The 12,127-nt window shown below is 60.9% G+C and carries 12 protein-coding genes; 3 read left to right on the forward strand and 9 right to left on the reverse strand.

All coding sequences use genetic code 11. The annotated features are described in order from the left end of the window. Positions 1-143: 143 nt before the first annotated feature. From BMY54_RS21990 to BMY54_RS22020, 7 genes are all read right to left on the reverse strand, one after another. Positions 144-506 (reverse strand): Na+/H+ antiporter subunit G, encoded by a 363-nt coding sequence (locus BMY54_RS21990; RefSeq protein ID WP_093437301.1) that lies wholly within the window; start codon positions 504-506, stop codon positions 144-146. Continuing rightward, positions 503-781: a K+/H+ antiporter subunit F gene (locus tag BMY54_RS21995; protein ID WP_007910754.1), complete on the reverse strand. Its 279-nt coding sequence runs from the start codon at positions 779-781 to the stop codon at positions 503-505. Before BMY54_RS21995 ends, BMY54_RS21990 begins: the two co-directional genes overlap by 4 nt. Continuing rightward, positions 778-1,266: a Na+/H+ antiporter subunit E gene (locus tag BMY54_RS22000; RefSeq protein ID WP_093437306.1), complete on the reverse strand. Its 489-nt coding sequence runs from the start codon at positions 1,264-1,266 to the stop codon at positions 778-780. The genes BMY54_RS21995 and BMY54_RS22000 overlap by 4 nt, the downstream gene beginning before the upstream one ends. Next, positions 1,263-2,942: a monovalent cation/H+ antiporter subunit D gene (locus BMY54_RS22005; RefSeq protein WP_093437311.1), complete on the reverse strand. Its 1,680-nt coding sequence runs from the start codon at positions 2,940-2,942 to the stop codon at positions 1,263-1,265. Before BMY54_RS22005 ends, BMY54_RS22000 begins: the two co-directional genes overlap by 4 nt. Then, positions 2,939-3,283, reverse strand: a complete 345-nt coding sequence (locus BMY54_RS22010) for a Na+/H+ antiporter subunit C (protein ID WP_007910763.1) — start codon at positions 3,281-3,283, stop codon at positions 2,939-2,941. The genes BMY54_RS22005 and BMY54_RS22010 overlap by 4 nt, the downstream gene beginning before the upstream one ends. Continuing rightward, positions 3,283-6,201, reverse strand: a complete 2,919-nt coding sequence (locus tag BMY54_RS22015; RefSeq protein ID WP_093437315.1) for a monovalent cation/H+ antiporter subunit A — start codon at positions 6,199-6,201, stop codon at positions 3,283-3,285. The genes BMY54_RS22010 and BMY54_RS22015 overlap by 1 nt, the downstream gene beginning before the upstream one ends. A 248-nt stretch (positions 6,202-6,449) precedes the next feature. Further along, complete coding sequence (locus BMY54_RS22020) at positions 6,450-7,385, reverse strand: DMT family transporter (protein ID WP_093437320.1); 936 nt, start codon at positions 7,383-7,385, stop codon at positions 6,450-6,452. 85 nt (positions 7,386-7,470) lie between these two features. Between BMY54_RS22020 and BMY54_RS22025 the strand changes: the two genes are divergently transcribed. Together BMY54_RS22025 and BMY54_RS22030 are read left to right on the forward strand one after the other, a co-directional pair. Further along, positions 7,471-8,034, forward strand: a complete 564-nt coding sequence (locus BMY54_RS22025; RefSeq protein WP_093437325.1) for a helix-turn-helix domain-containing protein — start codon at positions 7,471-7,473, stop codon at positions 8,032-8,034. Beyond that, a complete protein-coding gene (locus BMY54_RS22030; RefSeq protein ID WP_093437330.1) occupies positions 8,035-9,429 on the forward strand; it encodes an FAD/NAD(P)-binding protein in 1,395 nt (464 codons plus the stop codon). Between the two features lie 200 nt (positions 9,430-9,629). On the opposite strand, the gene ppnN is transcribed toward BMY54_RS22030, so the two are convergent. Continuing rightward, positions 9,630-11,003 carry a nucleotide 5'-monophosphate nucleosidase PpnN gene (gene ppnN, locus BMY54_RS22035; protein WP_007910770.1) on the reverse strand — a complete coding sequence of 458 codons (1,374 nt, stop codon included), beginning with the start codon at positions 11,001-11,003 and terminating at the stop codon, positions 9,630-9,632. 223 nt (positions 11,004-11,226) lie between these two features. Between ppnN and BMY54_RS22040 the strand changes: the two genes are divergently transcribed. Continuing rightward, positions 11,227-11,751, forward strand: coding sequence for a DUF3087 domain-containing protein (locus BMY54_RS22040; RefSeq protein WP_093437335.1), 525 nt, complete (start codon positions 11,227-11,229; stop codon positions 11,749-11,751). Here BMY54_RS22040 and BMY54_RS22045 read toward each other — a convergent pair whose 3' ends face one another. Next, complete coding sequence (locus tag BMY54_RS22045; RefSeq protein ID WP_093437340.1) at positions 11,752-12,126, reverse strand: DUF2784 domain-containing protein; 375 nt, start codon at positions 12,124-12,126, stop codon at positions 11,752-11,754. Position 12,127: the final 1 nt, after the last annotated feature.

The following is a 12,127-nucleotide window of genomic DNA, read 5'->3' on the forward strand; positions in this document are numbered from 1 at the left end:
ATTTGTGATGACCTGGCTGGCCCCTTCGCGAGCAAGCTCGCTCCCACAGTGATTGTGGGTATTCACAGATATGTGACTTCACCCAAAACCCTGTGGGAGCGAGCTTGCTCGCGAAGGGGCCAGTCGAGACACGAAGCTCTGGACTAGCTACCGCTTTCAGTCCGCCGGCTACTGACTTCTGCCGGCACATCATCCCCAGCCATGCGCTTGCGGAACAACGCCGCCCGCGCCAGCAACAAAGTAGTCACCGGCACAGTAATCGCCAGCAAAACCGGAATCAGCCAGGCATGTATGACCGGCCCGGACTTCAGCGCCGAAAAACAGATGATCGATGCCAGCGCCACACACCATGCGCCTAGCGTCGAAGCCAGTGCCGGCGGATGCATGCGCTGGAAGAAATCCTTCATACGCAATAATCCGATCGCACCGATCAGCGCAAAAAGCCCGCTGAGCACCAGCAGGATCGCCACCGGAATCTCGATCCATAGCGACAATTCAGCATTCATTCGATCACCTCGCCACGCAGCAGGAATTTCGCCAGGGCAAACGAGCCGACGAAGCCGAACAGCGCAATCAGCAGCGCCGCTTCGAAGTAAGTGTCACTGGAATACCGAATGCCCAGGGTCAGCATCATCAGCATCGCGACGATGTACAGATAGTCCAGCGCCAAGACCCGATCTTGCGCCGAAGGGCCTTTGAACAGGCGCACCAGGGTCAGCACCATCGCCAGCGAGAACAGGAACAGCGTCAGCAGGATCGCGTTCGACAGTAATGGGCTCATTCGAAAATCTCCATCAGCGGCCGCTCGTAGGTGCTCTTGAAGTGCTCGATGAACTGCGCTTCGTCATCCAGATCCCATACGTGCAACAACAAAATGCTGCGATCCAGCGCCAGCTCTGACCATACCGTGCCGGGCACCACCGTGCAGATCATCGCCAGCGTTGCGAGGCCGTGAGCATCGCGCAGGTCCAGCGGGACTTTGACAAATCCCGAGCGCGGAGGGCGGCGACCGGCATTGAGCACGCTCCACGCGACGATCAGGTTGGACATCACCACGTCACGACCGACGAGCAGGAACAGGCGCAGAATCGTTCCCGGACGGCGAATGCGTACCTGTTTCGGACGCAGTTTGCGCATCATCAACGGCGCAGCAAAACCCAGTATCGCGCCGAGCAGCAGATTGCCCGGGCTGACCGACAGGTTCAGGGTCAGCCATAGGGCGCACAGCGCCAGCGACAACAGCGGTGCAGGAAACACGCGCTTCATGGCTGCACCTCCAGCATCGCCGATTTGGCTTCCGGGCTCGGGACGGCGCGGGTGCCGAGCACCGCCATCACGTACTGCTGCGGATTGTTCAGTGCCTCGGCGGTGGCCTGGGTGTAGCGCAGCAGCGGCTCAGCCTTGAAGGTCAAGACGATGCTCAGTCCCAGCAACAGGAAGATCGGCGCGCATTCGAGTTTGCGCAGCAGCGGCGAAGGGCGCTCCTCCGGGGTCCAGAAGCGCTGGATGCCGAGGCGCGAGAACGCCATCAACGACGTCAGCCCGGTGAGGATCAGCAACGCCAGTAACGCCCAGGCCGCGTTGGATATCGGCGCGCCAGTGCCCAGGCCTAGCGGGTTGAGCAAGGCGCCGATCAGGCTGAGTTTGCCGATAAATCCGGACAGCGGCGGCATGCCGATAATCAGCAAAGCGCAGGCGATGAAGCTCAGGCCGAGAAACGCCATGGTCCACGGGATAACCTGGCCGACCACGGCTTTCTGCTCGTCATCGAGGTTGATGCCTTTGGGTGGTTGCAGGGATTCCTGTGGACGTGGCAGCAGTTCGCTTTCGTCTTCCAGCGGGATCTCGTTGGCCGAACGGGAGCGTTCGATCAACTCGGCCAGCAGGAACAGTGCACTCAGCGCCAGGGTCGAGCTGACCAGATAAAACAGCGCCGCGCCGATCAGGTTTGGCTGGGCGAAACCGACGGCGGACAGCAGAATCCCCGCCGACACCAGAATGCTCAGGCTGGCCATGCGCTCCAGCCGTTGCGCGGCCAGAATCGCCAGCGCCGCGCAGGCCATGGTCGCCATGCCGCCATAGATCAGCCAGTCGCCCCCAAAGAATGCCGACGCACCGGCCTGCCCTGAGAACAACAGCGTCCACAGACGCAGCAGGGTGTAGACGCCAACCTTGGTCATGATCGCGAACATCGCCGCCACCGGCGCACTGGCCGAGGAATAGGCTGGCACCAGCCAGAAGTTCAGCGGCCACATGCCAGCCTTGGCCAGGAACGCGACGGCGAGAATCCCCGCACCGGCGTGCAGCAGGCCACGGTCGGCTTCCGGCACCAGCGGGATCTTCAGCGCCAGATCGGCCATGTTCAGCGTGCCTGTCACGCCGTAGATCAGTGCCGCGCCAATCAGGAACAGCGATGAGGCGAGCAGGTTGATCGAAATGTAATGCAGCCCCGATGAAACCCGCGCCCGACCCGAGCCGTGCAGCAACAGGCCATAGGACGCGGCGAGCAACACTTCGAAGAACACGAACAGATTGAACAGGTCAGCGGTCAGGAACGCGCCATACAAGCCCATCAACTGAATCTGGAACAGCGCGTGGAAGCTTGAACCGGCGCCGTCCCAACGGGCCATGGCAAACAGTAGGGCGCTGACGCCGATGATTCCGGTCAGCACCAGCATCAGCGCCGACAGACGATCGACCACCAGCACGATGCCGAACGGCGCCTGCCAGTTGCCCGGCAGGTAGACCCCGATAGAACCGGGCACCCCCGTGGTTTGCGTCCAGTGCAGCAACAGCACCGAAATGAACAAGCCGACGAGGCTGGAGAACAGGTTGATTTTCGCCTTCAACGGTCGGTGCCGCTCGCCGAGCATCAGCATGATCGCGGCAGTCAGCAGCGGCAGCAGGATCGGTGCGGCGATCAGGTGAGTCATCGCCATCATTCTTTAGGCTCCCGGCCGTCGACGTGGTCGGTGCCGGTCAGGCCGCGCGAGGCGAGCAGAACGACGAGGAACAACGCGGTCATGGCGAAACTGATGACGATCGCGGTGAGTACCAGTGCCTGTGGCAGCGGGTCGGTGTAGTGCAACAAGTCCTGGGTAACGCCGTCCTTGATCACCGGCTCCTTGCCGATGAACAGGCTGCCCATGCTGAAGATGAACAGGTTGACGCCATACGACAGCAGGCACAGGCCCATGACCACCTGGAAGGTCCGTGGCCGTAGGATCAGCCAGACGCCGGAGGCGGCGAGCACGCCGATGGCGATTGCGATGACTTCTTCCATCAGACGGCTCCTTTACTGGCGACGGACTTGGGCAGCGATGCGGTCTTGTGACCCCGCACCGATTGGTGGGCGAGGGCGGTGAGGATCAACAGCGTCGAACCGACCACCACGCCGTACACGCCAATGTCGAAGAACAGCGCGCTGGCGACATGGATGTCACCGAGCACTGGCAAGCTGAAATGCCAGGTGTGCGTGGTCAGGAACGGATAACCGACCAGCATCGCGCCCAGACCTGTAGCGGTGGCGAATAGCAATCCGGTGCCCATCCAGCGCAACGGCCGCAGGCTCATTTGCGCCTCGACCCACTGTGTACCGGCGACCATGTATTGCAGGATGAACGCCACCGACATCACCAGACCGGCGACGAAACCGCCGCCCGGCTGGTTGTGCCCGCGCATGAACAGGTAGAACGACACCACCAGCGCAATCGGCAGCAGCAGACGCACCAGCACTGCCGGCACCATCATGAAGCCGAGCGCGGTGTCGCTGGCGGAACGCGGGTTGACCAGGTCGGTGACCACGTCCGGCGCGAGCAGGCGTTGCTGGGCTGGCAATTGCAGGCTTTCTTTCGGTGGGCGGAAGCGCCGCAGCAGGGCGAACACGGTCAGCGCCACGGCAACCAGCACGGTGATTTCGCCAAGGGTGTCGAAGCCACGGAAATCCACCAGCATCACGTTGACCACGTTGCTGCCGCCGCCCTCGGGCATGGCGCGGCTCAGGTAGAACGAGGAGATGTCGTTCGGCGTTTGCCGCGTCAGCATCGCGTAGGACAGTAGCGCCATGCCACCGCCGACGGCAATCGACAATAGCAAGTCGCGCAGACGACGAATGCGTGCCTTGCGCAGGCTGCTCGGCAGTGGCGAGACTTCTTCGATGCGGCGTGGCAACCAGCGCAGGCCGAGTAGAATCAGTACGGTGGTGACCACTTCCACTGCCAATTGCGTCAGGGCCAGATCCGGTGCGGAGAACCAGACGAAGGTCACGCAGGTCATCAACCCGCAGACGCTGACCATGGTCAGGGCGGCGAGACGGTGATACTTGGCTTGCCACGCGGCGCCGAGGGCGCAGGCGATGGCCAGCAACCACAGGGTCACGAAGACGATCGAGCCGGGAATTTTCGGCCGGTCGCCCCAGCTCAGGCTGCTGTGCAACATCGGGATCAGACCGGCGAGCACCGCCGCCAATACCATCAGGAACAATTGCATCTGCAGACGCTTGGTGCCGAGGCGCCGCTCCAGGCGTCGGGCCAGGCGCATCATCACCACGAGGCTGCGCTCGAACAGGCGCTTGCCGTTGAAGCGGCCCACCAGTGGCGGATATTTGAAACGTCCGCGCTTGAGCTGATTGCGCAGCAACAGATAGACGATGATGCCGCCGGACATGGCGATCAGGCTCATGATCATCGGTGCGTTCAGACCGTGCCAGATCGCCAGGCTGTATTCCGGCAGTGTGCCGCCAACCACTGGCAATGCCGCCGCCGCGAGCAATGGGCCGACGATCTGCGCCGGGAAAATCCCCACCAGCAAGCAGGTGAATACCAAAAGCTCTACCGGCGCACGCATCCAGCGCGGCGGCTCGTGCGGTGTGTGCGGCAGGTCGGTGGCCGGTGGGCCGAAGAACACATCGACGGTGAAACGCAACGAGTAGGCAACGCTGAATGTACCGGCGATGGTCGCGACAATCGGCAGCGCCGCTTCGACCCAGGCCGTGGCATTGATGAACACGGTTTCGGCGAAGAACATCTCTTTCGACAGGAAGCCGTTAAGCAGCGGCACACCTGCCATCGAGGCGCTGGCAACCATGGCCAGCGTCGCTGTGAAGGGAATCAGTTTGATCAGGCCGCTGAGTTTGCGGATATCGCGAGTACCGCTTTCATGGTCGATGATGCCCGCGGCCATGAACAGCGAGGCTTTGAATGTCGCGTGATTGAGGATGTGGAATACCGCCGCTACAGCGGCCAACGGACTATTGAGACCCAACAACAGCGTGATCAGGCCGAGGTGGCTGATGGTCGAGTAAGCCAGCAGACCTTTGAGATCGTTCTGGAACATCGCGCAATAGGCGCCGAGCAACAGCGTACACGCACCAGCGCCGCTGACGATGTAGAACCATTCTTCGCTGCCGGACAGCGACGGCCACAGACGCGCGAGCAGGAAAACCCCGGCCTTGACCATGGTCGCCGAATGCAGATAGGCCGAAACCGGTGTCGGCGCCGCCATTGCGTGGGGCAGCCAGAAGTGGAAAGGGAACTGCGCACTTTTGCTGAGGGCGCCAATGAGAATAAGGGGAAGGAGGATAGGGTAGAGGGAATGTGCGCGAATCATGTCGCCGGCGGCCAGGACCTTGTCGAGGTCATAGCTGCCGACGACATGGCCGAGAATCATGACCCCCGCCAGCAGGCATAACCCGCCGGCACCGGTGACCATCAACGCCATATAAGCACCGCGACGGGCGTCGGCGCGGTGGTGCCAGTAACCGATCAACAGGAACGAGAAGAGGCTGGTCAGCTCCCAGAAAAACACGATCTGAATCAGATTGCCGGAGATGACCAGGCCGAGCATGGCGCCCATGAACGCCAGAAAAAACGCGAAGAAACGCGGCACCGGATCGTCCGGCGACATGTAATAACGGGCATACAGAGAAACCAGCGTGCCGATGCCGAGTACCAGCATCGAGAACAGCCAGGCGAAACCGTCCATACGCAGAACGAAGTTCAGACCGAGACTGGGCAGCCACATGAACTCTTCGCGGATTACGCCGCCGTGGGCAATTTGCGGGTACAACATCGCGACCTGGACGGTGCCGATCAAAGCGACCAGACCTGCCAACAGGGATTCGGTATTACGCGCATTGTGTGGCAGCACCGCTGCCAGACAGCTGCCAATGAATGGCAGAAGCAGTAGAACTATCAGGGACATAGGCTTCTAATCTGCGGAAGTTTGTGAAGCATCATACGTGCCAGCTCCCCGATCACCAAACGCCAGGATGTCTCAGAATCCTACAAAGTAGTCTGGAATTTTCTGTTTGGCATTGTTTCAGGTAGATCGATGTTGCTTGGAATGGCCTCATCGCGAGCAGGCTCATTCCTACAGCGGGGAACGCATTTCAAGTGTAGGAGTGAGCCTGCTCGCGATAGCTATAGTCCAAGCACTAAAGATATTGCAGATTAACCTTGGGTTTCCCGCTCCAGCTCAACGTCTGCTGGGGCAACCTTCCCCTTGGTCTTCAACTCACTGACAATCACCGCCGCCACAATCAACCCCGCGCCCAACAGCGCAATCGCCGGCAAGCGCTCGCCAGCAATTCGCCCAACAATCCCGGCCCACACCGGCTCACCCGCATAGATCAACGTCGCCCGGGTTGGCGAAACACTTTTCTGCGCCCAGTTCATCGCCACCTGAATAGCCGCACTCGCCGCGCCCAACCCCAGCGCAGTCACCAGCAGGGTCCAGGAAAAGTCCGGTATCAATTCGCCAGTCGGCACCACGAGCAGGAACGACAACACCGAAGTCGTGGCCAGTTGCACCACAGTGACCCGACGCACATCCACCTGGCCGGCGTAGGTACTGATCAAAATGATTTCAGCGGCAATCGCGATCGCACTGATCAATGTGGCGATCTCGCCCGGACTGAAATTCAGCGCAGCCCCGGACGGCCCCGACAACAACATCAACCCGGTAAACGCCAGCATGATCCCGATGCTCGGCATCAAGCCCGGACGACGCCCGAGCACCAGCCATTGCAGCAACGGCACGAACGGCACATACAACGCAGTAATGAACGCCGATTGACTACTCGGAATGGTTTGCAACCCGACCGTCTGCAAACCGTAACCAAGCATGATCGCCACGCCGATAAAGGCGCCGGCCTTGAGTTCGAACAGGGTCAGTTCGCGTAGATGACGCCATGAGAACAGCGCAACGATACAAGCCGCTGCCGCAAAACGCAGGCCGACAAAAAACATCGGGCCGCTGACCGTCATCGCGTGCTGTACCAGCAGGAACGTGCCGCCCCAGACCATGGTAATCAGCACCAGCACGCACTCGGCTTTGCTGAAACGAGAGAAACGGAGTGGAGTGGGGGAGTTGTTCTGCGACGTCATGACCTTGCGCACTATAAAAAGGAGGCCGCACAATGCGCCCAACGTTGCGCAGTATACTGCCCAACCTCACCGAGTGAGCAATATAGTGCACAAAGATTCAATGCAACGGGCATCCGTCCTGCAACACGTCAGCCAGAACGTCCGGCGTCTGCGGCATGCCGCCGACCTGAGTCAGACCGCGCTGGCAGAAAAGTCCGGTGTCAGCCGGCGAATGCTGGTGGCGATTGAGGCGGGCGAGAAGAATGTCAGCCTGACCACCCTTGATCGCGTCGCCGAAGCGCTCGATGTCGCGTTCAGCGATCTGATCCAGGCGCCGGATGCGCGTGATCCGAGCCGCATCAATGAGGTGGCCTGGGCGGGCACTCACCCGGGCAGCAAAGCGGTGCTGCTCTCCAAAGCCACGGCGACGCGCGAAGTCGAGCAATGGGAATGGTGCCTGCAACCGGGCGAGGTCTACCCCTCGCAAGCCGATGCCGAGGGCTGGAGCGAGCAGATTTTCGTCTTTGAGGGTTGCCTGACCCTGATGCTCGGCGATCAGCCGCAGCACATCGGCACGGGCGAGTTTTTTATGTTTGCCAGTAACCAGCCGCATTCCTATCGCAACGATGGCGATGTGCCGGCGCGGTTTGTTCGTAATGTGGTGATTTGAATGAATCAGCGTGCAGACATCCTGATTATCGGCGGCGGCCTCAGCGGCACGATGCTGGCCGTGCAATTGTTGCGTCTGCCGGGCCGGCGCCATGTCCTGATTATCGAACCGCGTGCCGAAATCGGTCGAGGCGAGGCCTATAGCGCGGTCGAGTTGGGTCACACACTCAACGGAAACGCCGCGCGCATGAGTGTTGATCCGGATAATCCTGATGATCTGACGCAGTGGCTGACTGAGCACATTACCGCTGGCGGCTGGCCGGAGTCTGCCGAGCAGAAGGTGCCGATCAGTGAACTGTTTCCGCCGCGTGGATTGTTCGGGGTCTATGTGCAGCAGCGCCTGGCCGAAGCGCGCCTTGTCGGTGCGAGAAATGGCTCAAGCGTTGAACACCTTCGCGCGGAGGTCGTCGACCTGCAGGTCGAGGCCGATTCGGTGCAGCTCACACTGAGCAATGGTCAGGCACTGCGCGGAGGCTACGCGGTCCTGGCGACTGGAATGTTCCCGGCCGCGCGAACCCCGCAGACAACCTCCAGCGGCCTCAACGCCGCCGCGCTCGATCCGTGGGATGTCGCGGCCATGCGCCAGCTCGACCCGCAATCGACCGTGCTGATCATCGGCTCCGGCCTGACCATGGTCGATGCCGTGGTGTCGCTGGAGCAAGCCGGGCATCGCGGGTCGATCGAAGTATTTTCCCGCCATGGTTTGTTGCCCCATGTGCGGCGACAACCGCCGGCCTGGGTGGATTTTCTTGGTGACGATCACAGCCTGCGTACGCCTCGGCAGCTGTTGCGCGAATTACGCCAGCAATGCCAGGCAGCCATCGCACAAGGCATCGATTGGCAAGCGCCGCTGGACACGGTTCGCGTGCACATCGCTCGCTTATGGAGCCAGGCGACTGACACGCAGCGTCGACAATTCGTACGGCATGTGCGGCCGTGGTGGGAAAGCCACCATCACCGTTCGCCGCCGCTGAGTGCGGCGCTGGTTGAACGGTTGCACAAAGAAGGGCGATTGCGGATTCAGGCGGCGTCTTTCAAGGGGCTGGAGCCGAATGTGGAAGGTGGCGTGAGTATTCGCGCTCGGCGTCGCGGTGAGTCGCAAACCTGCGTGGTGCAGGGCGCCGCGTTGATCAACTCCAGTGGCATCGAGTACGACTGGCGCCGGGTAGCGCGACCGTTGCCGCAGCAGTTGTTGGCGCGGGGTTTGGTGCAGCCGGGGCCGTTGGCGTTGGGAATCGCAGCGGCAGTGGATGGCGCGGTGCTGGATGCCGAGGGATGTGCCGCTGACCGGTTATTTGCCATGGGGCCGCCATTGCGCGGGATGTGGTGGGAGAGTACGGCGGTGACGGATGTCGCGTTGCAGGCCAAGGCGCTGGCTGTGCGATTGGCGGGTTGAGGTTGTTCTATCGGGCCCCTTCGCGAGCAAGCTCGCTCCCACAGGGGATTCAGGTTGCAAATACCATTTGTGCCACGCCACAGAACCTGTGGGAGCGAGCTTGCTCGCGAAGGGGTCATCTGCTTCAACATCTCTGTTGACTGGAAGACCGCTATCGCTGGCAAGCCAGCTCTCACATGGATTGTGTGATGGCTTAAAGGTTACGCCACCACTCGATAACACGGCACATACGCCGCGCCGCCCGGCAGTTTCATCCGGTGCTGGGCGACGAAGGCTTTGAGCAGCGCATCGAGCGGTTGCATGATCGCCGCGTCACCACGGATCTGGTACGGCCCGTGTTCTTCGATCAGGCGAATGCCCTTGTCCTTGACGTTGCCGGCGACGATGCCCGAGAACGCCCGACGCAGGTTGGCCGCGAGTTCGTGCGGTGGCTGGTCGCGGTGCAGTTTGAGGTTGGCCATGTTTTCGTGGGTCGGATCGAACGGGCGCTGGAAGCCTTCGTCGATTTTCAGCAGCCAGTTGAAGTGGAACGCATCGTTACGCTCGCGGCGGAATTGCTTCACCGCTTTCAGGCCCTGAGTCATCTGCCGCGCCACTTCGGCCGGGTCGTCGATGATGATTTCGTAGTGCTGCTTGGCCGCTTCGCCGAGAGTGGCGATGACGAAGGCGTCGAGTTGTTCCAGATACGGCGCGGCATGTTTCGGCCCGGTGAGGATCACCGGGAACGGCAGCCCCTTGTTGTCCGGGTGCATCAGGATGCCCAACAGGTAGAGGAACTCTTCAGCCGTACCGGCGCCGCCCGGGAAGATGATGATGCCGTGGCCAACGCGCACGAAGGCTTCCAGACGTTTCTCGATGTCCGGCAGGATCACTAGCTCGTTGACGATCGGGTTCGGCGCTTCGGCAGCGATGATGCCTGGCTCGGTCAAACCCAGGTAACGACCGCCATGAATACGCTGTTTGGCATGGGCAATGGTCGCGCCTTTCATCGGGCCTTTCATCACGCCGGGGCCGCAGCCGGTGCAGATGTCGAGGCTGCGCAGGCCCAGTTCGTGGCCGACTTTCTTGGTGTATTTGTATTCTTCGGTGTTGATCGAGTGGCCGCCCCAGCACACGACGATTTTCGGCTCGACACCCGGACGCAACGTGCGCGCATTGCGCAGCAGGTGGAAGACGTAATCACTGATGCCTTGCGAGGTGCTCAGGTCGATGCGTTGGCTGTCGAGTTCGTTTTCGGTGTAGACGATGTCGCGCAGGGCGCTGAACAACATTTCGCGGGTGCTGGCGATCATTTCGCCGTCAACGAAGGCGTCGGCCGGAGCGTTCAGCAGCTCCAGGCGTACACCGCGATCCTGTTGGTGAATGCGGATTTCGAAGTCCTTGTAGGCTTCGAGGATGGTCTTGGCGTTGTCGACATGGGCGCCGGTGTTGAGGATGGCCAGGGCGCACTGGCGGAAGAGGGTGTAGGTACTGCCGGATCCGGCTTCGCTCAGTTGCTGAACTTCACGTTGAGAAAGGGTTTCCAGGCTGCCTTTCGGGCTGACCGAGGCATTGATTACGTGTCGTTGGGTCATGCAATGATCCTTAAAACGATGTCATCTCAAGACTAGGCGATGGCATCCGAATAGTGTGTATCCATGAATGAAGATGGCACGATCTGCGCTGTACCGCCATGTCCCCGTTGGACGCTGAAAAGATGAAAAGGAGCCCCAGCATAGCTAAATCCGCGGTAGAGGCGATAATGCGCCGGCCGGTTTTTTCAGTTAGCCCTTTTGTCGCTCAAGGAAGTCATTTGTGATGTTCGAGATTCAGCCGATGGATGCCGCCACTTTTCGCCAGCAGACCCGCCGCAGCACGATCATCATCGCCGTGCTGTTCCTGGTGCTGGCGATGTTGTTTTCCAGCGTGGCGGTGGCGCTGTTCGGCGAGCCTGGCGGCGATAACCTGCGCTTCAATGTCGGCGGCGTGTTTGTGGCGTTTCTGCTGACCGCAGCGTTACTGCGCGGGCGCTTCTGGAATCAGAGCTGGATGGCGCCAGCCGTGTACAGCTGGCGACTCAAGCGCAATCTGATGAGCATCACCAATGTCATGCATCAGGTCACTGCAGCCGTGGAGCAGAATGATCCGACGGCTATGAAGGTTCTGCGCTTTTACCATCTCGGCTTGACGCAAATGCACGAACTGGACGGCAACTCCAGTGATCACGGGCAACTGTGGCGGGAAGTTGAAACGCACAAGGAGCGGATGCAGGCGCTGGGACTCGATACCGAGCAGACGCGCCTGGATCCGGTCTGGCTGCAAGCCTTGAAGACTTCGCGTTGATTACACCGCTCGACGCAGTTTCCACGAACGGATTAAACGGCCATACACCAACAGGTTGACCGCCAGCACCACACTGCCGAGCGCCAGTTGAATCTGCGGGGTAAGGCCTGCCGGGTAGATAATTGGCCAGATGTAATGCTCGATGAAGCCGCCGGCATATTCAGTCTGCCCGGCCGCGTGGCGCATGAGGTTTTCCCAGTAGGTCAGCGGGCAGGTCAGGTGCAGCACCTCGACCGCCACGCCCCAGGCCGCAGCCGGCAAATGCAGCCACATCAAACGTGGCCATTTGAGGACCAGCAGCCCGCCAAACAGCACAAACAGAATGAAGGACAAATGAAACAGCACCAGCCCGTCGGCTGCGATTCGGTACAGCATG

Source organism: Pseudomonas sp. ok266 (assembly GCF_900110195.1).
Taxonomy (GTDB): domain Bacteria; phylum Pseudomonadota; class Gammaproteobacteria; order Pseudomonadales; family Pseudomonadaceae; genus Aquipseudomonas; species Aquipseudomonas neuropathica.